21 protein-coding genes are annotated in these 23,465 nt (G+C 66.0%); 7 read left to right on the forward strand and 14 right to left on the reverse strand.

Translation table 11 applies throughout. From position 1 onward, the window contains the following. Positions 1 to 5: 5 nt before the first annotated feature. The 14 genes from cybH to ACQR1I_RS25320 form a co-directional block, all read right to left on the reverse strand. A complete protein-coding gene (gene cybH / locus ACQR1I_RS25255; protein WP_434869078.1) occupies positions 6 to 749 on the reverse strand; it encodes a Ni/Fe-hydrogenase, b-type cytochrome subunit in 744 nt (247 codons plus the stop codon). A gap of 10 nt (positions 750 to 759) precedes the next feature. Further along, a complete protein-coding gene (locus tag ACQR1I_RS25260; protein ID WP_434869077.1) occupies positions 760 to 2,550 on the reverse strand; it encodes a nickel-dependent hydrogenase large subunit in 1,791 nt (596 codons plus the stop codon). Positions 2,551 to 2,571: 21 nt separating this feature from the next. Beyond that, a complete protein-coding gene (locus ACQR1I_RS25265) occupies positions 2,572 to 3,669 on the reverse strand; it encodes a hydrogenase small subunit (protein WP_434869076.1) in 1,098 nt (365 codons plus the stop codon). A gap of 225 nt (positions 3,670 to 3,894) precedes the next feature. Next, complete coding sequence (locus tag ACQR1I_RS25270; protein WP_434869075.1) at positions 3,895 to 5,334, reverse strand: nickel-dependent hydrogenase large subunit; 1,440 nt, start codon at positions 5,332 to 5,334, stop codon at positions 3,895 to 3,897. After that, positions 5,331 to 6,347: a HupU protein gene (locus ACQR1I_RS25275; protein WP_434869074.1), complete on the reverse strand. Its 1,017-nt coding sequence runs from the start codon at positions 6,345 to 6,347 to the stop codon at positions 5,331 to 5,333. The genes ACQR1I_RS25270 and ACQR1I_RS25275 overlap by 4 nt, the downstream gene beginning before the upstream one ends. 15 nt (positions 6,348 to 6,362) lie before the next feature. Next, positions 6,363 to 7,454 (reverse strand): HoxN/HupN/NixA family nickel/cobalt transporter, encoded by a 1,092-nt coding sequence (locus tag ACQR1I_RS25280; RefSeq protein WP_434869073.1) that lies wholly within the window; start codon positions 7,452 to 7,454, stop codon positions 6,363 to 6,365. A gap of 165 nt (positions 7,455 to 7,619) precedes the next feature. Further along, positions 7,620 to 8,936, reverse strand: coding sequence for a trypsin-like serine protease (locus ACQR1I_RS25285; RefSeq protein ID WP_434869072.1), 1,317 nt, complete (start codon positions 8,934 to 8,936; stop codon positions 7,620 to 7,622). 133 nt (positions 8,937 to 9,069) lie between these two features. Then, complete coding sequence (phoB, locus tag ACQR1I_RS25290; protein ID WP_434869071.1) at positions 9,070 to 9,777, reverse strand: phosphate regulon transcriptional regulator PhoB; 708 nt, start codon at positions 9,775 to 9,777, stop codon at positions 9,070 to 9,072. A 16-nt stretch (positions 9,778 to 9,793) separates the two neighbouring features. Then, positions 9,794 to 10,510, reverse strand: coding sequence for a phosphate signaling complex protein PhoU (gene phoU / locus ACQR1I_RS25295; protein ID WP_434869070.1), 717 nt, complete (start codon positions 10,508 to 10,510; stop codon positions 9,794 to 9,796). Between the two features lie 29 nt (positions 10,511 to 10,539). Next, positions 10,540 to 11,364: a phosphate ABC transporter ATP-binding protein PstB gene (pstB, locus tag ACQR1I_RS25300; RefSeq protein WP_434869069.1), complete on the reverse strand. Its 825-nt coding sequence runs from the start codon at positions 11,362 to 11,364 to the stop codon at positions 10,540 to 10,542. Continuing rightward, positions 11,361 to 12,236: a phosphate ABC transporter permease PstA gene (gene pstA / locus ACQR1I_RS25305; RefSeq protein ID WP_434869068.1), complete on the reverse strand. Its 876-nt coding sequence runs from the start codon at positions 12,234 to 12,236 to the stop codon at positions 11,361 to 11,363. Before pstA ends, pstB begins: the two co-directional genes overlap by 4 nt. 3 nt (positions 12,237 to 12,239) lie before the next feature. Beyond that, positions 12,240 to 13,238, reverse strand: a complete 999-nt coding sequence (gene pstC, locus ACQR1I_RS25310) for a phosphate ABC transporter permease subunit PstC (protein ID WP_434869067.1) — start codon at positions 13,236 to 13,238, stop codon at positions 12,240 to 12,242. A 104-nt stretch (positions 13,239 to 13,342) separates the two neighbouring features. After that, complete coding sequence (gene pstS / locus ACQR1I_RS25315) at positions 13,343 to 14,353, reverse strand: phosphate ABC transporter substrate-binding protein PstS (RefSeq protein WP_434869066.1); 1,011 nt, start codon at positions 14,351 to 14,353, stop codon at positions 13,343 to 13,345. Positions 14,354 to 15,334: 981 nt separating this feature from the next. Then, the gene (locus tag ACQR1I_RS25320; RefSeq protein ID WP_434869551.1) at positions 15,335 to 16,264 is read right to left on the reverse strand and encodes a LysR substrate-binding domain-containing protein; all 930 of its coding nucleotides are present in this window, start codon (positions 16,262 to 16,264) and stop codon (positions 15,335 to 15,337) included. 104 nt (positions 16,265 to 16,368) lie between these two features. Here ACQR1I_RS25320 and ACQR1I_RS25325 point away from each other — a divergent pair, with 104 nt between their 5' ends. The 7 genes from ACQR1I_RS25325 to ACQR1I_RS25355 all read left to right on the forward strand — a co-directional run bounded on the left by ACQR1I_RS25325 (position 16,369) and on the right by ACQR1I_RS25355 (position 23,459). Beyond that, positions 16,369 to 16,695, forward strand: coding sequence for a Dabb family protein (locus ACQR1I_RS25325; protein ID WP_434869550.1), 327 nt, complete (start codon positions 16,369 to 16,371; stop codon positions 16,693 to 16,695). Positions 16,696 to 16,773: 78 nt separating this feature from the next. After that, positions 16,774 to 17,673, forward strand: a complete 900-nt coding sequence (locus ACQR1I_RS25330; RefSeq protein ID WP_434869549.1) for an NAD(P)-dependent oxidoreductase — start codon at positions 16,774 to 16,776, stop codon at positions 17,671 to 17,673. Positions 17,674 to 17,687: 14 nt separating this feature from the next. Continuing rightward, a complete protein-coding gene (locus ACQR1I_RS25335) occupies positions 17,688 to 18,569 on the forward strand; it encodes an intradiol ring-cleavage dioxygenase (RefSeq protein WP_434869548.1) in 882 nt (293 codons plus the stop codon). A 58-nt stretch (positions 18,570 to 18,627) separates the two neighbouring features. Next, positions 18,628 to 20,022: an FAD-linked oxidase C-terminal domain-containing protein gene (locus tag ACQR1I_RS25340; RefSeq protein WP_434869547.1), complete on the forward strand. Its 1,395-nt coding sequence runs from the start codon at positions 18,628 to 18,630 to the stop codon at positions 20,020 to 20,022. Further along, positions 20,019 to 21,542, forward strand: coding sequence for a sugar ABC transporter ATP-binding protein (locus ACQR1I_RS25345; RefSeq protein WP_434869546.1), 1,524 nt, complete (start codon positions 20,019 to 20,021; stop codon positions 21,540 to 21,542). The genes ACQR1I_RS25340 and ACQR1I_RS25345 overlap by 4 nt, the downstream gene beginning before the upstream one ends. After that, complete coding sequence (locus tag ACQR1I_RS25350) at positions 21,535 to 22,485, forward strand: ABC transporter permease (RefSeq protein WP_434869545.1); 951 nt, start codon at positions 21,535 to 21,537, stop codon at positions 22,483 to 22,485. The genes ACQR1I_RS25345 and ACQR1I_RS25350 overlap by 8 nt, the downstream gene beginning before the upstream one ends. Continuing rightward, positions 22,482 to 23,459: an ABC transporter permease gene (locus ACQR1I_RS25355; RefSeq protein WP_434869544.1), complete on the forward strand. Its 978-nt coding sequence runs from the start codon at positions 22,482 to 22,484 to the stop codon at positions 23,457 to 23,459. Before ACQR1I_RS25350 ends, ACQR1I_RS25355 begins: the two co-directional genes overlap by 4 nt. The last annotated feature ends 6 nt before the right edge of the window (positions 23,460 to 23,465 follow it).

The following is a 23,465-nucleotide window of genomic DNA, read 5'->3' on the forward strand; positions in this document are numbered from 1 at the left end:
CGCGATCAATCCCGGAACTGCCGCTCGCCCGAGATCATCGAGGAGATGATGCTCTGGCGGGACATGATGTCCTCGCGAATGGCCGCATAGATGTGGACGATCACGAACGTAACCAACGCCCACATGCCGAGATGATGCCAGGTGTGGACATCCTGGCTGTTCGGCCAGATCGAGAACACCCAGCCGAACAGTCTGTGCTGCCAGCTGTCGATGCCCTTGCCTTCCGAATACAACGCGAAGCCGGTAACGATCATGAAGGCGACGAACACCGTGAAGCCGGTGAACATCGCCGTCTGCGCCAGCGGGTTGTGACCGACATACATCTTCGGCTCGCGTTCGAGGAACGCATACCAGCGGATCTCGTGCAGCACTTCCTTCCAGAACTGCTTGCGATGCACCGGGATGTAGAAGATCTGCCGCGAGTGGTGGTTGCCGACGAAGGCCCAGAGAATGCGGGCGAGGAAGAACACCGCCAGCACCTGCCCGGCCGCGAAATGGGCAAAGCGGATGTAGCCCATGACGAAGCTGGCCGATGCCTCGCCTTCCACCGTCGGCAGCGGAGTGCCGATCAGATAGCCGGTGACCATCAGGATCAGGATCGCGAACGCATTGACCCAGTGGCAGATGCGCACCGGGGCTTCGTAGACATACACCGTGGGCCGGCCGATCGCGTGCTCACCGGCAGCGTCGGCCGCGATCGCGGCGAGGTTCGGTTCGTTATCGGCGGGACGTGCAATCGCATCCATCATGGCGCCCCTCCTACCTGACCTTGACCGTTGCCATTTCCTGGCCATCCGGACTCATGACATGGGTCGAGCACGCCAGGCACGGATCGAACGAATGAATCGTCCGCAGGATCTCCAGCGGCTTCTCCGGATCCGCCATCGGCGTATCCATCAGCGAAGCCTCGAAGGCGCCGATGTTGCCCTTGGGGTCGCGCGGCGAGCCGTTCCAGGTCGTCGGCACCACGCACTGGTAGTTATCGATCTTCGTTTCCTTGATCTTGATCCAGTGCGCGAGCGCACCGCGCGGTGCCTCGGTGAAGCCATAACCCTTGGCCTCCTTCGGCCAGCTCTCCGGCTTCCACTTCTCGACATTGGCGGTCGAGGAATCGCCGGCCTTGATGCGCGCCACCAGCTTGTCCTGGAAGTAGCGCATCTGTGTCGCGGCCCAGTCGCACTCCAACGCGCGCGCCGCGGTGCGGCCGAGCGTCGAGAACAGCGCCGTCACCGGCAGGTTCAGAGCCTTCAGCAGCTTGTCGGTCGGCTCCTTGAACTCCGGCTTGTTCTGCGCGTAGCCGATGATGTAGCGCGCCAGCGGCCCGACCTCGACCGCGTTGCCACGCCAACGCGGCGCCTTGATCCAGGAGTACTTGCCGCCCTCGTCGAGCTCCTTGATGTCGGTCTTCGTCCCCTTGGCGTTCGGGCCGAGCTGATAGTTCGGCTCGGTCACGCCGTCCCAGGGATGCAGGCCCTTGGTCTCATCCGGATATTTGTACCAGGAATGCGTCACGAACTCCTGGATCTGCTCGGGATCACCATGATCGATCGGCAGCACCTCGTTGAGGTTGCCATTGAGGATCACGCCACGCGGCAGCTTCAGGCTCTTGGCCGAATAGTCGTTGGCCGTCTCCGGAATGTCGCCATACGACATCACGCTCTTGCCGGACAGGCCGCCGCCATACAGCCAGTCCTTGTAGAACGATCCGATCGCGACAACGTCAGGAATATAGACCTTCTGCACGAACTCGATCGAACGATCGATGATCGAGGAGACGAGATTCAGCCGCTCCATGTTGATCGCGCCGACCGCACCAGTGCCGTCGACATTGACGGCGCAGGGCACGCCGCCGACCAGCCAGTTCGGATGCGGGTTCTTGCCGCCATAGATGGTGTGGATCTTGACGATCTCCTTCTGGAAATCGAGCGCCTCCAGATAATGCGCCACCGCCATCAGGTTCGCTTCCGGCGGCAGCTTGTAGGCCGCGTGCCCCCAATAGGCGTTCTTGAACGGACCGAGCTGGCCCGATTCCACGAACTTTGTCAGCCGTATCTGCAGATCCTTGAAATAGCCGGGCGAGGACAGCGGCCAATCCGAGATCGATTGCGCCAATACCGACGTCGCCTTCGGATCGGCCTTCAGCGCCGAGACCACGTCGACCCAGTCGAGCGCATGCAGGTGATAGAAGTGCACGAGATGATCGTGCACCTGCAGGCAGAGCTGCATGATGTTGCGGATCGAGTTGGCGTTGTCGGGGATCATGATCCCCAGCGCATTTTCGACCGCGCGGACCGAGGTCAGCGCATGGGTGCCGGTGCAGACGCCGCAGATCCGCTCGGTGAACGCCCAGGCATCACGCGGATCGCGGCCGCGCAAAATGGTCTCGATGCCGCGCCACATCGTGCCGGTCGAGACCGCGTTGCGGATGACGTTGTTGGAGTCGACGTTGACCTCGACGCGGAGATGTCCCTCGATGCGCGTGAGCGGATCGACGACGACACGTTTGCCGGAATTATCGAGATTGAAGCCGTTGGGGGTCTGGATGCCCATCGTTGCCTGCCCTGAATGCGATTAGTGATCTTGCTTGGCGTTGGCGTCGTCGCGCTTGGTCGCGAGCCGCTTGACGGCGGTGGCCGCCGCATGCGCCGCGACCGCGACGCCCACCGTTCCCGCCGCCACCATGCCGACCTGGTCGGCGTTGCGCTCGATGCCGAACTGCTTGATCGTGGTGAGCCGGTCGTAGAACGAGCCTTTGTCCCAAAAGCCGTCCTCGGAACAGCCGATGCAACCGTGGCCCGACTGGATCGGGAACGACACGCCGCCGTTCCAGCGCACCGTCGAGCAGGCGTTGTAGGTCGTCGGGCCCTTGCAGCCCATCTTGTAGAGGCAGTAGCCCTTGCGCGCGGCCTCGTCGTCCCACTCCTCGACGAACTGGCCGGCGTCGAAATGCGGCCGGCGATAGCACTTGTCGTGGATGCGCTGCGAGTAGAACATCTTCGGCCGGCCCTGGCGGTCGAGCTCGGGCAGCTTGCCGAAGGTGGTGATGAAGGTGACGACGCCGGTCATGACTTCCGCGATCGGCGGACAACCCGGCACCTTGATGATCGGCTTGTTGGTGATGACCTTGTCGATCGGGGTCGCCTGCGTCGGATTCGGCTTCGCGGCCTGCACGCAGCCCCAGGATGCGCACGCGCCCCAGGCGATGATCGCCATCGCATCCTCGGCCATCAGCTTCAGCTTCTCGACGAACGGCTTGCCACCGTCGATGCAGAACATGCCGCCTTCGTTGAGCGGCGGGTTGCCCTCGACCGCGAGAATGTACTGCCCCTTGTACTTGGCGCGGGTCTCTTCGAGGATTTCCTCGGCCTGCTTGCCGGCTGCTGCCATGATCGTGTCGTCATAGTCGAGCGAGATCATCGACAGCACGGCATCCTTCACCAGCGGATGCGCCGAGCGGATGAAGCTCTCCGAGCAGCAGGTGCATTCCAGCCCGTGCATCCAAATCACCGGCGTGCGCGGCTTGGTCTCGAGCGCATTGGCGATGCGCGTCGCCGCGAGCGGGCCGAGGCCGAGGCTCGTCGCCGTCAGGCTGCAGAACTTATGGAAGCTGCGCCGCGTGATGCCCTGGCGCCGGATCACGCTGTAAAAAGTTTCCGTCGTCGCGCCCATGAGTCCTCCCCCTGCTATCGCGTTGGCGATCATCCGATCGCGATCTGGCGAGAGAGGACAGCAAGATGCGGGCCAGCATCAGCGCTGGATTTGAATCATAATGATTCCAGATGCTTGGAGTCGGGGCACGAGACCAAACAACACATCAGAGCCGGATCTCTGGTTAGAAACGGAAATCACGCGCTTTGCACCCGGCAAGCTGGTTTCCGCTGGTTCGCGGCGCGTTCAATGCGCGGTGCAGACCATGCAGGGATCGAACGATCTGACGACATGCTGGATGCTGACGGCGCGCGCGCCGGCCTCGCCCACTTCGGTTCCGACCAGCGCCTGCTCGAGTGGGCCGGCGACGCCATCGGCATCACGCGGCGAGAAGTTCCAGCTGGTCGGCGCGATGATCTGATAGCGGGCGATACGGCCGGAGCGGACCGCCATCCAGTGGCCGAGACTTCCGCGCGCAGCCTCGACGCGTCCGACGAAATCGCCGTCGGCCACGCCAGCGCTGTTTTCGCAGAACGGCTCGTTCAGGCGCAGCGCCTTGATCCAATGCTCGATCGACAGCGCAAGCTGTGCCGTCTCGATCAATCGGGCAATGACGCGGTTGCGGACATTGCTGCCATCGGCCTTCACCAGGGCGGTGATCAGCCTCTGACCATCGACCGCTTGCCTGGCGAGGGCGCCGACCTCGACGGGTTGTCCCGCAAGACGCGGTGCCTTGCACCAGCTGTAGGCGTCGGCCTTGTCGGCATCGGGCAGCGTGCGGCTCTCGGCCGGATCGCTCGACGTCTCCAGCATCCAGGCATGCGAGACGTCTTCCGTGATCTGATCGCCCGGTAGGCCCCCTATCGCGCCATCACTGAGGCGCAGGCCGGCACGAAAGCGCGCGCCATCCGCATCGTGATAGGCCCCGAAGCTCATCAGCACGCCCGGTCCCTTGCCGAGATCGGCCAACGCCAGCGCATCCGCCAAGCGAAGGAAATGCGCGAAGTCGCCGCCGCGCCCCTCGCGCCAGTGATCGAGTTCATCCCCCGTCGACAGAGCGAGGACGTTTTCCAGTTTGTCGGCAAAGACGACGCGTTCGAGGAAGCCGCGAAACGACGCCGCGATCGCATTGAGCCGGACGCGCTCGCCGAGCTCGATCGCGCGTGTCGTGCCGCCGGGCTGGAACGCCAGGCTGTGCGGCCATTTCCCGGCAATCAGGCCCATGATCTCGAGCAGCCGCGCCCGCGCCGGCAGCGCCTCACGCGTCGCGCTCCCCTTGGTGGCGGTGAACCGCTCGGCCGTCGCGGCATGCCAAGCGTGCGCGGCGTAGGCGTCGCGTGCGAAGTCGGGCATGAAGAAGATGTAGAAATGGGTGAGATGATCGGCGGCGTTCTCGGCGGCATGGGCAATGTTGGTCGCGAGCATGCCGTTCGGGGCCGCTGTCACTCCCATCGCCTGACGCAGCGCGCTGGCGGCGGCGATCGATTGCGACACCGAGCAGATGCCGCAAATGCGCGGTGCGATCACCAGGGCATCGAGCGGCGGACGGCCTTCCAGGATCTGCTCGAAGCCGCGATACAGCGGCGCCGTCACTTCCGCGCGCGCGACCCGGCCACTCTCGATGTCGAGCCTGACCTCGAGGTCGCCCTCGACGCGGTTGAACGGGCCGACGGTAATCCGGGTCATGAGCTGCGCTTGTCACTGGGCCGGCTCGGCGGCACCACGACGTGATCGGCGGTCGCGTTGACCCGCACGCGCCGTGGCGTCGCCGACTTCGACAGCGCCGCGAGCGCGACGAACCAGGCCTTCGGCATGTCGGTCGGCAAGCCCACCGGAATGCCGGCGAGCTTGGCCGTCTGCAGATAGTTCTGCGCACTTTCGAAGCCCGGCGAGGTGCAGGCGATGCAGGCATAGCCGCCCTTGGTGCAGGAGCCGCCGCCATTCCACGAGCGCTGATTGCAGTCGCCGACCGCCTGCGTGGCGCGGCAGCCGAGATGCTCCATCAGGCAGCCGCGCTCCGACATCGTCTCGGCGCTCGCCTTGAACTCATAGAACTCGTTGCGGGAGCAGCCGTGATGGGCGAGATGATTGGCGATGAAGGTCGGACGTCCCACCGCGTCGAGGCCATCCGCGGTCAGATCGCCCGACACGAGGGCCAGCAGGCTTTCCATCATCCAGCCCGGATGCGGCGCGCAGCCGGCGACGTTGATCACCGGCAATCCGCGCTTCGAACGGAAGCCGGCGCCGAGCGCGCCGCCGACATCGCTGCCCTCGAACTGCAGTCCGACCGCATCGGTCGGATTGATGCCGGCCGCGGGAATGCCGCCATAGGCGGCGCAACTGCCGACCGCGACGACGTAGTCGGCCAGCGGCGCCAGGTCGAGCAGCCAGTGATAGATCGAGCGGCCCGTGCCGGCGAGCATGTTGAAGCGCCCGGTCAGACCGGGTCCGCGCGCCACCGAGCCTTCGAGCACCAGCAGATCGAGCCGCTCGCGGCCATCGCGAATCGCCTCGAGCACATCGACGACCTCGTCACCGGTCTGTTCGCTGACCGAGGGATGCCACACGAGCTCGATGCCGGATTGGCGCAGCTCGTCGAACCAACCCGAGGCACCGCTTTCCAGGATCGACATTGTGCAGCCGCCGCAGCTCGCGCCCTGCAGCCACAGCATCCTGATCATTGCGTCCGAGCCGGCCATCGTCAGGTCCCGCCGCTATCCCGTTCCAAGCGTTCGGCCTACCGGGTTCGGGTTTAGCCCTCCGGCGCGAATGCTGGCAAGCGGTTCGCCCGGTGCGGAACCGCGCCGCCGGCCGGCCAGCATGGCCACGGCCCAGATCAGCCCGAACGCACCGATGGCGACGATGCCGAGATTGGCGATCTCGTCGCCGAGGCCGATCGACGGGAGACCAAGTCGCGGCGCCAGCAGCGTGGCTGCCTCGACGCTGCCGATCACCAGCGCAATCGCCACCGACGCACCCGTGATCACGAGATTGTAGCGCCGCTTGCGCGCGGGATCGGTCAGCGCCCAGCGATAGGCGCCGACCATCAGCATGCTGTCGGCCGTATCGACGGTGGCCATCGCGGCGGCGAACAGCGCCGGGAACACCAGCACATGCGCGAGACTTGCGCCACGCGCCGCCTCCGTCGCCGACAGGCTCAACAGGCCGATCTCGCTGGCGGTGTCGAAGCCGAGACCGAACAGGAAGCCGAGCGGGTACATGTGCCAGGCGCGCGAGATGATGCGGAGCAACGGACGGAGGAGACGAATCAGCAAGCCGCGCTCTGCGCTTCCGACGGCTTCGATGTCCGGCTGCGGCCGTGCCTTGCGGCGCCAGAGGTTGACGAACAGGATCAGGTTGGACACCGCGATCAGCAGCAGGAAGCCTGCTGATACCGCGGTGCCGATGGTGCCGCCGATCGCCCGGATCGCGCTGTCCTCGCTCAAGAGATCGGCGCCGGCGATCAGGCTCACGACGATGGTGGCGATGACGACGACGCTGGAATGGCCGAGCGCGAAGTACAGACCCGCGGCGCGCGGTGCGTCGCCGTCCTGCACCAGCTTGCGCACCACATTGTCGATCGCCGCGATGTGATCCGCGTCGACCGCGTGGCGGAGGCCGAGCAGCCAGGCCAGCATGGCGGTGCCGACGATGGCGGGGCGGTCGGCATACAGCGCGAAAGCCCAAGCCCAGGCCAGCGCGTTGGCGAGCACGAGGCCCGCCAGCAGCGCCGCGTTCCGGCCGCCCTCGGTGCGGAACCGGGCGAGGATCGAGGACCGAGGATGATCAATTGGCAAAATCGTCATACTTGGACAGGAGAGCAAGACCTGCGCCAAAAGGCAAGGCTCGCGCTCCAGCGTCAGAATCCCTCGCAAATCAACAACCGCGGCCCGTTCGACCGCGATCGATCTCCCTCCCTTGGCAACCCGCTATCCGGTCACGCACAAACATTGACCAGCTCGCCTCTCACCTCACCGCGCCGAGGCACTCTGCGCCGCGATCTCGCGCCGCACCGCTGCTTCGAACTGGCTGGCGGGAGAGGCGAACATCAGCCGGGTCTCCTCGTGGAAGGCGGAGAAGATGCCGACCACCGTCGGAACGCCGCCGATCTCAGCGAGGATCGGCGAGCCCGAATAGCCGAAATTGGCGAGGCAATGCACGATGAGCAGCCGCGCATCCTTGGTCATGCCGGCGGTGCAGTTGCGCTGGCCGGTCGGCGAATAGCGCCGCTCCTGGCCGTAGCCGATCTCGGAAATGGTGCCGGCCTGGGTCGCCGCGGCGAGCTCGTCGCGGCTCATCACCTTCACGGCCACCGGCTTCGACGGCAATGCGTCCTTCAACACGATCAGCGCCCAATCAGCGGGTGAGCGGTCGCTCGACCATTTGTCGTGCTGCGTCGGGATGAAATCCGGCGCCAAGATCAGCTTGTCGGCGATCGATGACGCGGCAGGGGTACCCTTGTTCATGCCGACCAGGAAGTGGACGTTCCCGGGGCTGACCAGCGTCACGCCGTTGAACACGCAATGCGCCGCCGTCAGCACCACGCGCGGGGCCACCAGCGTTCCCGTGCACGAGCCTCCGGTGCTGAACTGCGCCACGGTGACGACGCCGATCGCCGACGCCGGCCACGAGGTGGGATCGACGACATCGCCGAAATGACGGTCGAGTCCGAGCAGCTGCTCGGGGCGCGGATTGACGATGCCCGCGTCAGTCGATTCCGGCTTCGGACGCCACGCCGCGATCGTCGCCTCGGCCTGCTGCCGCTGCGCGTCGTTGAGCCTCGCCCGCTGGAGCTCGCGACCGGCCGATCTGACGCCGTTGCGGCCGGCCATCACCAGCCAGGCATAACCTTGGATCACGTCCCGGGTCATGACTTGGCCGTCGAGCATCATCAGGCCGAGCATGTATTGCGACTGGGCGAAGCCCTGCGCGGCGGCGCGGTTGAACCAGCGTCCGGCTTCGCCGTGATCGCGGGCGGCGCCCTCACCGTTGAAATAGGCGATGCCGAGATAGTGCTGTGCGACGGCGAGCCCCTGATCGGCAGCCTTGCGGTACCAGACCAGCGCCTCGGTCGGATTGCGCGGCACGCCCCAGCCGAAGGCAGTCATGAAGCCGAGGTCGAACTGCGCCCGCGCATCGCCTTTGGCGGCGAGCGGCTGCAGACGGCGTAGCGCCGACGCGGACTGTCCATTCGCCGCGGCTGCGACGGCGTCCTCGAGCTCGGCGGCCGAGGCGCTCGTGACTGCACCGAGCAGCACGGAAAGAATGATGATGAGGGGCTTGATCAAGGGCGTCCGCTGCGACTGGCAACACCGAGATGGGTCGTCCAGCCAAGATGATCAAGACGGCGGCGGCGTGGCGGAAAGCGGACGATGAACTCCTTAATGCTTAATGCTGCCGGCCATCAGGCCGGTCCGCCGCTCACGCCTGCTCGGATTTGGCGAAGCGGTCGTCGAGCGCATAGCCGGCGCCGCGCACGGTGCGGATCGGGTCCTGCTCGCGGCCGGGATTGAGCAGCTTGCGCAGGCGGCCGATATGAACGTCGACGGTGCGCTCGTCGATATAGATGTCGCGGCCCCACACGCTGTCGAGCAACTGCTCGCGGCTGAACACGCGACCGGGATGCTCCAGGAAAAATTCGAGCAGCCGGTACTCGGTCGGGCCGAGATCGATCGGCCGTCCCGATCGCGCGACGCGGCGCTTCTCGCGGTCGAGCTCGATGTCGCCATAGGACAGGATCGTCGCGAGCCGCTCCGGGATCGCCCGGCGCAGCAGGCCCTTCACCCGCGCCAGCAGCTCGGGCACCGAGAACGGCTTGACGATGTAGTCGTCGGCGCCGGTCGCGAGCCCGCGCACGCGCTCGCTCTCCTCGCCGCGCGCCGTCAGCATGATGATCGGCAGCTGCTTGGTCTCGGACCGCGCCCGCAGCCGCCGGCACAGCTCGATGCCGGACAGGCCCGGCAACATCCAGTCGAGCACGACGAGATCGGGAATGCGCTCCTTCAGCCGCGTATCGGCCTCGTCGCCGCGCCCCACCGTCTCGACCTCGTAGCCCTCGGTCTCGAGATTATAGCGCAGGAGCGTGGTCAGCGCCTCTTCGTCTTCCACCACCAGAATGCGCGCGGTCATGTCGAACGGGTCTTTCTCAGTTGCCGGGGATCGTCGCCGTGAAGCTCGTCATGTCGCCCTTCGGACGCTTGTCGACGATCGCCTGGCCCTCGATCATGTAGAACACGGTCTCCGCGATATTGGTCGCGTGATCGCCGATCCGCTCGATGTTCTTGGCGCAGAACATCAGATGGATGCAGAACGAGATGTTGCGCGGATCCTCCATCATGTAGGTGAGAAGCTCGCGGAACAGCGAGGTGCAGATGGCGTCGACCTCCTCGTCGCCCTTCCACACCGCCATTGCCGCCGGCAGATCATGCGCGGCATAGGCATCCAGCACCGACTTGACCTGCGACTGCACCAGATCGGTCATGTGCTCCAGGCCGCGGATCAGCTTGAGCGGATGGAAATCGCTCTCCAGCGCCGCGACGCGCTTGCCGATGTTCTTGGCGAGGTCGCCGATCCGCTCGAGATCGGTCGCGACGCGCATGGCGCCGACGATCTCGCGCAAATCGACCGCCATCGGCTGGCGGCGCGCGATGGTGAGCACGGCGCGCTCCTCGATCAGCCGCTGCAGACGGTCGACCTCGGCATCCGCGGTGACGACCTTCTGCCCGAGCGCCACGTCGCGCCGCACCAGTGCATCGACGGAATCGACGATCAGACGCTCGGCGAGGCCGCCCATCTCGGAGACGAGGCGGGTCAGATCCTGCAGGTCGCTGTCGAATGCCTTGGCGGTATGTTCACTGGCCATGATGATCTCCTGAAAGCAATGCGTCGGCGTCAGCCGAACCGGCCGGTGATGTAATCCTGGGTCCGCCGATCGCTCGGCGAGGTGAAGATCTTGTTGGTGTCGTCGAACTCGATCAGTTCGCCGAGATACATGAAGGCGGTCTTGTCGGAGACGCGCGCCGCCTGCTGCATGTTATGGGTGACGATCGCGATCGTGTAGTTCTCGGCGAGCTCCTGGATCAGCTCCTCGACCTTGGCGGTCGAGATCGGATCGAGCGCCGAGCACGGCTCGTCGAACAGGATCACCTCCGGCCGAACCGCCACGGTGCGGGCGATGCACAGGCGCTGCTGCTGGCCGCCGGACAGCGACAGGCCCGACGCGTTGAGCTTGTCCTTGACCTCGTTCCACAGCGCGCCGCCGCGCAGCGCCTTCTCGACCCGGTCGTCCATCTCGGACTTCGAGATCTTCTCATAGAGGCGGATGCCGAAGGCGATGTTCTCGTAGATCGTCATCGGGAACGGCGTCGGCTTCTGGAACACCATGCCGACCCGCGCGCGCAACAGATTGAGGTCGAGCTTGGGATCGAGGATGTTGGTGTTGTCCAGCATCAGCTGGCCGGTGGCGCGCTGGCCCGGATAGAGATCGTACATCCGGTTGAAGATCCGCAGCAGCGTGGACTTGCCGCAACCGGACGGGCCGATGAACGCCGTGACACGGTTGGTGCCGAGCGTCAGGTTGATGTTCTTCAGCGCGTGGTGATCGCCGTAGTAGAAATTCAGGTTGCGCGCGGTCACCTTGGCGGGCGCTTCGGGAAGCGGCTGGCCATGCAGGAGAGCGGGATTAGGTTGGCTGACGGAAACGGACAGTTCGGTCATTTTGCGTTCCTCTCGGCGCCGAGAATGCGTGCACCGACGTTCAGAGCGAGCACGGCCAGAGTGATGAGAAGGGCTCCGCTCCAGGCCAACTGCTTCCAATAAGCGTACGGGCTCTGGACGAAATTGTTGATGGTGACGGGCAGGTTCGCCATCGTCTTGAACAGGTTCAGGCTCCCGAACTGGTTCGACAGCGCGGTGAACAAGAGCGGCGCGGTCTCGCCGGCGACACGGGCGGTCGCGAGCAGGACGCCGGTGATGAGGCCCGACCGGGCCGCGCGATAGGCGATGCGGCGGATCACCAGCGAGCGCGGCAGGCCGAGCGCAGAGGCCGCCTCGCGCAGCGGGTTCGGCACCAGCAGCAGCATGTCCTCGGTGGTTCGGAGCACGACGGGGATCACGATCACGGCCAGCGCCAGCGCGCCGGCGATCGCCGAGAAGCCGCCCATCGGCACCACGACCGCGCCGTAGATGAAAAGGCCGATGATGATCGACGGCGCCGACAGCAGGATGTCGTTGATGAAGCGGATCACCGAGGTCAGCCGGTCGTTGCGGCCGTATTCGGCGAGATAGGTGCCGGCGAACAGGCCGAGCGGCGCACCGATGCCGACGCCGATCACGGTCATGATCACCGAGCCGACGATGGCGTTGCGCAGGCCGCCCTCGCTGGCGCCCGGCGGAGGCGTGTCGGCCGAGAACACCTGCACGCTCAGGCCGGCGAGACCGTTGTAGAACAGCGTGAACAGGATCAGCGCCAGCCAGGTGACGCCGAACGCCGCGGCGGCGATGCACAGGCCGCGGATCACGATGTCCTTGCGGCGGCGGCGGGCATAGATCGGATTGACGGTGTTGACCGGCATATCGACGGTGGACATGAGCTACTTCCCCGCCTTGGCTTCAAGCCGCGCCAGCATCAGCCGGGCGCTCGCGAGCACGAAAAAGGTGAGAACGAACAGCAGCAGACCGAGCAGGATCAGGCTCGACTGGTGCAGACCATCGCTCTCCTGGAACTCGGAGGCGATCGCGGCCGAGATCGTCGTGCCCGGCGCGAAGATCGAGGACGAGATCCGGAACGAGTTGCCGATGATGAAGGTCACCGCCATGGTCTCGCCGAGCGCGCGGCCCAGCGCCAGCATGACGCCGCCGATCACGCCGACGCGGGTGTACGGGATGACCACGCTGCGCACGACCTCCCAGGTGGTGCAGCCGACGCCATAGGCGGCTTCCTTCAGCACCGGAGGAACGGTCTTGAAGACGTCGACCGAGATCGAGGTGATGAAGGGCAGCACCATGATCGCCAGGATCAGCGAGGCGTTGAACAGGCTGAGATAGGACGGAGGTCCTGCAAAGATGTCCTGCAGCACCGGGATGTTGGCGCAGAGGCTGATCATGAACGGCTGGAACGTGGTCGCCAGGAACGGCCCCAGCACGAAGAAGCCCCACATGCCGTAGATGATCGAGGGAATGCCGGCGAGCAGCTCGATGGCCAGCCCGATCGGGCGCCGCAGCCATTGCGGGCACAGCTCGGTGAGGAAGATCGCAATGCCGAGACCCACGGGAATGGCGATCAACATCGCAATGAACGAGGTGACCAGCGTGCCGTAGATCGGGCCGAGCGCGCCGAGCACCGGCGGATCGGCCGAGGGCGCCCAGCGCTTGGTGAGCAGGAACTGGAAGCCATATTCCTTCATCGCCGGCCAGGCGCCGATGACCAGCGAGATGATGATGCCGCCGAGGATGAGCAGCACCGAGATCGCCGACAGCCGGGTGATCCAGTAGAACGTCACATCGCCGAGCTTGAAGGCGCTCAAGGCGCGGGCGCGGTCGTAAGGCCCTGCAGAGGCAGCTATATCGCCGACCTCGGATTGAACGGCCATTTCCGCCAACTCAGCCCCCTGTTTGTTGGACACGCTGGAAATCCGTGAGACCCGTCTGTCTCCTCCCCACGGTGGGGAGGAGACCGTTACCGATGCCGCTGAGATCAGCTCTTGATGTCGGCCGACCAGGTCTTCTCGATCAGCTTCACGACGCTGTCGGGCATCGGGATGTAGTCGAGATCCTCAGCCATCTTACCACCCTTCTCGAACGACCATTTGAAGAACTTGATCGCTTCCGCCGAGGCCGCCTTGTCGGTCGGTTCCTTGTGCATCAGGATGAAGGTCGCCGCCGTCATCGGCCAGGACTTGTCGCCCTGCTGGTTGGCAAGGATGACGTAGTAGCCGGGAGCCTTGGCCCAGTCGGCGTTGGCGGCGGCAGCCTGGAAGGCCTCGACGGTCGGCTGCACGGTCTTGCCGGCCTTGTTGACCATGCCGGTGTAGGTCAGCTTGTTCTGCTTGGCGTAGGCATATTCGACATAGCCGATCGCGTTCTTGGTCTGGCCGATGTTGCCGGACACGCCCTCATTGCCCTTGGCGCCGACGCCGACCGGCCACTCGACCGCGGTGTTGAAGCCGACCTTGCTCTTCCAGTCGGCGCTCGCCTCGGAGAGGTAATAGGTGAAGTTGAAGGTCGTGCCCGAACCGTCGGAGCGGCGCACGACGGCGATCGCATCGCCCGGCAGCTTGACATTGGGGTTGAGCTTCTTGATCGCGGCGTCGTCCCACTTGGTGATCTTGCCGAGATAGATGTTGGCGAGCGTCTCGCCGTCCAGCACCATCTCGCCGGGCTTCACGCCATCGAGATTGACGACCGGCACGATGCCGCCCATCACCATCGGCCACTGCACCAGGCCGTCCTTCTCGAGTTGCGCGGCCTTGAGCGGCGCGTCGGTGGCGCCGAAGGTCACGGTCTTGGCCTGGATCTGCTTGATGCCGCCGCCGGAGCCGATCGACTGGTAGTTCAGACCGTTGCCGGTCTCCTTCTTGTAGGCGTCGGCCCACTTCGAATAGATCGGGAACGGAAACGTCGCGCCCGCGCCGGTGATATCGGCGGCAAATGCCGACGTCGATGCGGCGACCAAGCCGGCAGCGACGAGTGCTTTGACGAAATTCATAGCTGGTCTCCATGCTCGGGAAGCGAAGCGCCATGTGCGCCCGATCGCGCTTCCCCGGCCGCTTTAAGGGGCCTCGATGCTGCTTTTATAAAGGTTCGATGACAGCTGGATGACAAACGCAAGCAATTGATAATGTTTGATGATTCGATTTCGCTCCGGAGTTTCACGGATCGCTCGGCGGGACTCGGATCGCGGCCGGGCGCCGTCTTGTAAGAACCCTGCTCACGGCTTGTAAGGACCCCTGCTCACGACGAATTGCCAGCGCCTCCACACCCTCAGTGTCATCCCGGGCAAGGCCGCCAACGCGAAGCGTTGGTGGCCGCTGACCCGGGATCCATACGCCGTGACGGTCGTGGCGGGGCGGGATGGAGCGGCCATCGTGCCTCATACTGCTCCCTGGGGTTATGGATCCCGGATCGGCGCGCGCGTGCCGCGCGCTTGTCCGGGATGACGGCGGAGGAGTTGATTGGCGCTTTGCCCATCAGACACGACTCAATGACACGCGACATCGCCTTCCCGCGACACGGCGTGCCCGGATCATGCATTCGTCATCGCCCTCCAACAACGAGAGGGCGCGGAGAAGGCCGGGAGCCTGCCGCTCCCATGGCCCGCCTGCAGAAGAAAAATGCAGGCGGCAGGTACCACAGGTTCGGCTCGGACATCCCGGCCTTCCCCGCGCGACTGGTTTTAACGGTGTCCTTCGTGCTCTCCCTGGGGATCGGCTTTATTGCCCCCATCGCCCGCGCGTGCCCATAAGCAACGATCACGGACTTGACCTCAGCGTCGAGAGGCCAGGACCACACGACTTCGCCGTCCGTGCCAACCGCGCTCGTCAAGCGCCGCCGCCACGTCCATCGCAGCCCACCTCACGTTCGTGACGACGCGTACGTCCCTCTGCTCGAGGCGGGTTGAACACAACAAAACATGATTTCCGAAAAATAGCAATAGTTTTATTTTTTTCAGAATACGCCACCTCACCTCTCAAGCCGGCTTCGGTGGCTCGATCCAGATGCCCGGATCGGAATGGGTGCGGATGTGGTCGATCAGCGCGTCGGCGAACACCCTGATCTTGGCCGGCAGCCGGCCCCGGTTCTGGTAGGCGATGTTCATCGTGAGCAACGGAAGCTCCCAGTCGAGCAGCACCGGCACCAGCCGGCCGGCGAGAATGTCGCCCTGCACGATGTAGAGCGGCTGGATCAGTATGCCGAGCCCGGCGAGCGCCGCGCCGCGGATCACCTGGCCGTCATTGCTGTCGAGCGTCGGTGCGATCCGGATGCTCTGGGCGGTGGCGCCGCTGCGCAGCGACAGCGAATAGGGATCGTTGGCCAGATTGTAGATCAGCATGTCGTGACGCGCGAGATCGGCCGGGACGACGGGACGCCCGCGGCTCGCGAGATAGGACGGGGCCGCGGCCAGCACGCGCCGCATCTGGCCGATGCGGCGGACGACGATGCTGGAGTCCGGCTCGGACTCGCGGGTGCGGATCGCCACGTCGATGCCCGCCTCGATGAAATCAGGGTAGCGATTGGCGGCGATGATCTGCAGGTTCAGCTTCGGATACGCGGCGCGGAACGCCGGCAGCATCGGCGCAAGATAGATGGTCGCAAACGACAGCGAGCTGGTGACGCGCAGCAGGCCCTGCGGCGACAGCGCGCGATCGCTGACCGCATCCTCGGCCTCGGCCAGCTCGTTGAGCAGCGGGCCGCAGCGCTGCAGCAGCTCCTGCCCCGCTTCGGTCAGCCACAGCCGGCGCGTATTGCGCTCGATCAGGCGCACGGCGAGCCGCTCCTCCAGCGCGCTGAGATGCCGGCTCGCCGCGGCGTTCGACATGCGCAGCGTCTCGGCGGCCTTGGACAGGCTGCCCAGCTCGGCCGTCTTTGAAAACACCTCGAGCTGGAGCAGACGGTCCATTGTTGCGCATATCGGAAAAGAGAGTTACAAAATCTGGTCTTTATTTCCGCCTGACGCAAGGCAAAATCGCCAAACAAGAACAATCACAGGTGAGGACGCACGGGATGTCGGGGCCGATCAGGCACATCGTGATGTGGCGGCTGCGCGCCGAAACGGCCGCCGAGCGTGCCGCGGCCCGGCTCAAGGTGAAGACCCTGTTCGAGGGGCTGAAGGGCCGCATCGACGGACTGACCCATATCGAGGTCGGCGTCGATGTCAGCGACGTCGACTATGCCTGCGACGTCGTCCTGTTCTCCGAATTCGCCAGCCACGCCGCCCTCAAGGCCTACGCCTCGCATCCGGAGCACCTGCGGGTGCGCGACGAGCTCGGCGACCTCAGGATCGGGCGCTTCCAGGTCGACTATCCCATTGGCGGAGCGGCGGGCGCGTGATCGGTCGTTGTCACCAGAGCCAACTACGCAGACGTCCCGCCGGAGGCGGCGTGACGACGCAAGCAACGGACAACCGCCATGTCACGTTCTGACATCAGCATCGCCTTCATCGGGATCGGCAAGATCGGCCTGCCGATCGCAGTGCGGCTCGCCAAGGCCGGCTACAAAGTCACAGCGTTCGATCCCAATGCCCGGCGGCTCGACGAGGCGCGTGCGCTCGGGGTCGCGTCCGCGCCGTCGGCCACCGACGCCGTGCGCGACAGTGCCGTGGTGATCTCGTCGCTGCCCGACGACGGCGCGATGCGCGGCGCGATGCTCGGCAGCGGCGGACTGATTGCGGCGATGGCGCCGGGCTCGATCCTGATCGAGACCAGCACCGTCGGCGTCGAGGCGTCGGGCGCCGTGGCAGCCGCAGCAGAGGCGCGCGGCATCGCCTATCTGCGCACGCCGATCTCGGGCAATGCCAGCATCGCCCACACCGGCGAGCTGACCTGCTTCGTGTCGGGACCGCAGGACGCCTTCGTCAAGGTCACGCCGCTGCTGCAGGCGTTCACCCGAGCCCAGACCTATCTCGGTGCCGCGGAAGAAGCGCGCTACGCCAAGCTCGCCGTCAACCTCATGATCGCGACGACGGCGGCGATGATGGCCGAGAGCCTGGCGCTGGCGCGCAAGGGCGGCATCGCCTGGCCGGACATTCTCAAGGTGCTGCACGACAGCGCGATCGCCTCGCCGATGGTGAAGTACAAGACCGCGCCGCTGCTGGCGCGCGACTTCGCCGCGACCTTCTCCTGCGCGCAGATGGCCAAGGATCTCGATCTCATCCTCGGCGCCGGCCACGCCGCGGGCGTGCCGTTGCAGCTCGCCGCGCAGGTCCGCGAGACCTATACTGCATTGATTGCGTCAGGCGACGCCGAGACCGACTTCCTCGCAACCGTTCGGCACGTCGAACGGCTGTCCGGCCTCGGCGAGCCGCTCTGAAAGGAGACTGCATCTTGCGAAACTTCGACGAGAACACGATCACGCATGCGGTGCTCGAACGGCTGGCGGGAGCAACCGATGCCAGGGCCAAGCAGGTCAGCGAGGCCCTGGTGCGCCATCTCCATGCCTTCTTGCGCGAGGTCCGCCCGACGCAGGCGGAATGGGAGTTCGGCATCGACTTCCTCACCCGCACCGGCCACATGTGCGACGACAAGCGCCAGGAATTCATCCTGCTGTCGGACGTGCTCGGCGCGTCCATGCTGGTTGACGCCATCAACCATCCGGTGCCGGAGGGCGCCACCGAGACCACGGTGCTCGGCCCGTTCTTCGTCCAGGCCGCGCCCGAACGCGCCAATGGCGACGACATCTCGGGGCCGATGAAGGGCGATCCGCTGCTGGTGACGGGCTCGGTGTCGAGCGCGGACGGCCGGCCGCTGGCGGGCGCCATCGTCGACGTCTGGCATTCCGACGATGACGGCTATTACGACGTGCAGCGGCTCGAGCAGATCGGCGATCTCGCCATGCGCGGTCGCTTCCGCGCCGATGCCGACGGGCGTTTTCATTTCTGGTCGATCAAGCCCGCCGCCTACCCGATCCCCAATGACGGGCCGGTCGGCGACATGCTGAAGGCGCAGGGGCGGCACCCGTGGCGGCCGGCGCATGTACATTTCATGATCTCGGCGCCCGGGTTCGAGCGGCTGGTGACGCATGTGTTCGTGGCCGGCGACGAGTATCTCGATTCCGATGTCGTGTTCGGCGTCAAGGACAGCCTGATCCGCGACTTCGCGCGCTGCTCGCCGGGCCGTGCGCCAGATGGACGCATGGTGACAGACCACTATTATCATCTCAAATACGATTTCGGGCTGAAGCAGCTTGCGCCCGCCGAGCGGGCCTGAGCTGACGACAATCGACCGCGCGCGTCAGCACAGCGTCGCGGCATCAACGGGAGGACTGATGGACCTGCGGGTCGGCGCGAGCGCATTGGCCGAGCGGCTTTCGAACCTGATCGGCGCCCGCGCGAGCATCGCACGCGGCGTGCTGGATCAGCACGGCCGCAGCGAATCGTACTACCCGGCGATGCCGCCCGACATCGTGGTGTTTCCCGAGACCACGCAGGAGGTCGCCGGCATCGTGAGACTGTGCGCCGAAGCCGGCATGCCGATCGTTCCGTTCGGGGCCGGCACCTCGCTCGAGGGCAACGCCGCGGCCGCAGCCGGCGGCGTCTGCATCGACTTCGCGCGCATGAACCGGGTGCTGGCGGTCGACGCAGCCGACATGGACGTCGTCGTGCAGCCCGGCATCACCCGCAAGCAGCTCAATGCCGAGCTGCGCGGCAGCGGCCTGTTCTTTCCGATCGATCCCGGCGCCGACGCCTCGATCGGTGGCATGACCTCGACCCGCGCCTCCGGCACCATGGCGGTGCGCTACGGCACCATGAAGGACAACGTGCTCGCGCTCGAGGTCGTGCTGGCCGACGGCCGCGTGATCCGTACCGCACGGCGCGCGCGCAAATCCGCCGCCGGCTATGACCTGACGCGGCTGTTCGTCGGATCGGAGGGCACGCTCGGCGTGATCACGGAAGTGACGCTGAAGCTGCATCCGCTGCCGCAGGCGATCTCGGCCGCAACCTGCAGCTTCCCGAGCCTGCACGACGCGGTCGACACCGCGATCGCCCTGATCCAGTCGGCGATCCCCGCGGCCCGCATCGAGCTCGTCGACGATGTCATGATCCGCGGCATCAACGCCTATTCGAAGCTCGGCTATCAGGAAGCGCCGACCCTGTTCCTGGAATTCCACGGCTCCGAGGCCGCCGTCGCCGAGCAGGCGCAGATCGCGGAGGCGATCGCGAACGAGCATGGCGGCCGCGGCTTTGCCTGGGCCAAGGCGGCCGAGGACCGCAGCCGGCTCTGGCACGCGCGCGACAACACGCTGTATGCCGGCTTGGGACTGCGACCCGGCGCACGCGCCGTGATCACCGATGTCTGCGTGCCGATCTCGCGGCTTGCCGAATGCCTCACCGAGACGCGTGCGGATGCCGACGCCAGCGGCTTCCTCGCGCCGATCGTCGGCCATGTCGGCGACGGCAATTTCCATATGCTGATCCTGGTCGATCCGAGCAATGAGAATGAGCTGGCCGGCGCCAAGGCGCTGCAGGCGCGCATGGTGGCGCGCGCGATCGGCATGGACGGCACCTGCACCGGCGAGCACGGCATCGGCCTCGGCAAAATCGACTATCTCAGGGACGAGCTCGGCGACGCCGTCACGGTGATGCGCGCGATCAAGACCGCGCTCGATCCCGATGGACTGATGAACCCGGGCAAGATCTTTGCCGGCGGAGCGCAGGCATGACCGCGGCGGCTGCGCTTGCAACATCCCCGGACGCGCCGCTGCTGGAGCTGCGCGGTATCAGCAAGTCGTTCCCCGGCGTCAAGGCGCTGGACGACGTATCGTTCGCGATCCATCCGGGCGAAGTACACATGCTGCTCGGCGAGAACGGCGCCGGCAAGTCGAGCCTGATGAAGATCCTGTGCGGCGCCTACAGCGCCGATGCCGGCGAGGTCTACTACAACGGCAAGAAGGTCGAGATCTCTTCGACGGCGGATGCGCAGGCACTCGGCATCGCCGTGATCTTCCAGGAGTTCTCGCTGGTGCCGTTCCTCGACATCGCGCAGAACATCTATCTCGGCCGCGAGCCGAAGGGCCGCCTGCCCGGCACCATCGACCGCCGAAAAATTCTCGCCCATGCGCGGCGCGTGCTCGACAGCATCGGCTTCGACATCGATCCCTCCGTCATCGTCGACACGCTCGGCGTGGCGCAGCAGCAGATGGTCGAGATTGCGAAAGCGGTCAGCCAGAATGCGCGCATCCTGGTGATGGACGAGCCGACCGCGGCGCTGTCCGACCGCGAGGCGGAATTGTTGTTCGCGCTGATCGCGCGGCTGAAGGCCGACGGCGTCGCCATCGTCTACATCTCGCACCGCATGGCCGAGGTGTTCGCGCTCGGCGACCGCATCACCGTGCTGCGCGATGGCCGCCGCATCGGCGACGTCCGGCCCGGCGAGGTCACGCCCGACCAGTTGGTGCGCATGATGGTCGGCCGCACCGTCGACATGAGCTATCCGCGCCGCTTCGCCGACGCGCCGGGCGAGCTCGTGCTCGAGGTCAAGGGACTGAGCGCGCCGAGCGGCATCGCCGACATCAACATCGAGGTGCGGCGCGGCGAGATCGTCGGCCTGTGCGGCCTGGTCGGCTCGGGCCGCACTGAGGTGGCGCGCGCGATCTTCGGCGCCGATCCGGTCAGCGCCGGCGAGATCATCTTCGACGGCCGGCCGATCACCGGCGAGCCCGACATCGCGGCGCGCCGCGGCATCGCGCTGATCCCCGAGAGCCGCAAGAGCGAGGGCCTGGCGCTGCTGCGCTCGGTCGGCGACAATCTCGTGGTGTCGGCGCTGAAGAAGCTGTTTCCGAGCGGGCTTTATGATCCCCGCGGCGCGCAGCGCGCGGCGGACGGCCTGATCCGGCAGCTCCGGATCGCGACGCCGACGGCGCGGCAGACGGTCGGCCTGCTCTCCGGCGGCAACCAGCAGAAGGTGGTGATCGGCAAATGGCTGGCGGCCGGCGCCAGGCTCTTCATCTTCGACGAGCCGACGCGCGGCATCGATGTCGGCGCCAAGTCGGAGATCTTCGCGCTGATCGACCGGCTGGTCGCCGAGGGCGCGGCGGCGCTGATGATCTCGTCCGAGCAGATCGAGATCTGCCACGTCTGCGACCGCGCCTATGTGATGCGCGAGGGCCGCATCGCCGGGCATCTGTCACGCGGCGAGCTGACCGAGGAGAATATCGTGCGACTGGGGATGCATGATGAGTGACGCCGCCATCGTCTCGCCGATCCGATCCCTGCAGCGCATCCCCGGCGTCGCCATCGTGCTGGTGCTGCTGATCGCGCTGTTCGGCGCGATCGCGCCCGGCTTCCTGTCGGCCGCGAACCTCTCCAACGTGCTGGTGCAGTCGACGATCCTGACGATGCTCGCGCTGCCGATGACCCTGATCATCATGACCGAGGGGCTCGACCTCTCGATGGGCGCGGTGCTGACGCTGACCTCGCTGTGCGTCGCGATCGTCTCGCTCGCGACCAAGTCGGTGCTGCTCGGCCTCGGCGCCGCCGTGCTGGTCGGCGCGGCGTTCGGCACCGTCAATGGCTGGCTGGTCGCGATCGTCGGCATTCCGCCGTTCGTCGCGACGCTCGCCACGCTCGGCATGGCGCAGGGCCTGTCGCTGATCGTCAGCGACGGCCAGAGCGTGGTCGGCATTCCCCATGGCGTGCGCGACATCTATTCGGCGACGCTCGCCGGCATCCCCGTGCCGATCCTGATGGGGCTCGCCACCTACGCCGTGTTTCACGGCCTGCTCTATCATACGAGATTCGGCACCTACATCTTCGCGCTCGGCGGCAACCGCGAGGCGCTGCGCTATGCCGGCCTCTCGCCGACGAGGCTGCTCATCGCGGTCTACGCGATCAGCGGCACGATGGCCGGCATCGCGGGGCTGCTGATGACCGCGCGGATGAATTCGGGACATCCGACCGCCGGCCTCGGGCTGGAGTTCGACGCCATCGCGGCGGTCGCCGTCGGCGGCACCTCGTTCGAGCGCGGCAATGGCTGGCTGCTCGGCACCGTGCTCGGCGTCATCTCCGTCGGCGTGCTGCGCAACGGGCTCAACCTGGTGTCGCTGCCCTCCTCCGTGCAGGTCGCGAGCGTCGGGGCGCTGGTCATCTTCGCGATGTTCCTCGATGGCCTGCGGAGCCGATCATGAGCGACATCGCCAAGGACACGCTGCCGCCGCCGCGCTCGTTGCTGTCGCAAAATGCGACTCAGTTGTTCTACCGGCTGGCGGCTGCGCTATTGATCTGCGCCGCGCTGAGCGTGCTGAGCGACTCCTTCCTCAGCCTCGGCAACATCCTCAACGTGCTGAGGCAGGCGAGCCTGACCTTCTTCATCGCCTCCGGCCTCACGCTGGTGGTGCTGACCGCCGGCCTCGATCTGTCGGTCGGCGCCAACGTCGCATTGTCGGCGTGTCTCGCCGGCACCGTGATCCACCAGACCGGCTCGCCGGTGCTGGGGATCCTGACCGGGCTCGCCGCCGGCGGCAGCGTCGGCTTCCTCAACGGCTTCATGGTCACGGCGCTGCGCATCCCCTCCTTCATCGCCACCTACGGCATGCTCTGGGTGCTGAACGGCGTGACCTACTGGTACATGGCGGGCGAGACCATTCACGGCTTTCCGGCCGGCTTCCGCCAGATCGGCAGCGGCTACTTCCTCGGCCTGCCAATCCCTGTCTATCTGCTGCTGGTGTTCCTCGCGATCGGATCGTTCTTCGCGCAGCGCACGATCTGGGGCCAGGAGATCTACGCGGTCGGCGCCAACCCTGTCGCGGCGCGGCTGTCCGGCATCCCGGTCGCGCGCCGGCTGCTGCTGGTCTACACCGTGTCGGGCACCATGGCGGGGCTCGCCTCGATCATCTTCCTGTCGCGGCTCAACTCCGCCGAGGCCGACATCGGCGAGAGCCTGACCCTGCCTGCGATCGCCGCCGTGCTGATCGGCGGCACCTCGCTGTTCGGCGGCGTCGGCACCGTGTTCGGAACTTTCATCGGCGCCTTGATCCTGACGCTGGTGCTGAACGGCATGAACCTGCTCGCGATCAGCGCCAACTGGCAGCCGCTCGTCACCGGAATCATCGTGATCATCGCAGTCTGGCTCGACATGAAGACGCGGCGCCGGACGCAATAAAGTCGG

This window comes from Bradyrhizobium sp. HKCCYLS2038, from assembly GCF_051167655.1.
In the GTDB taxonomy this organism is placed as follows: domain Bacteria; phylum Pseudomonadota; class Alphaproteobacteria; order Rhizobiales; family Xanthobacteraceae; genus Bradyrhizobium.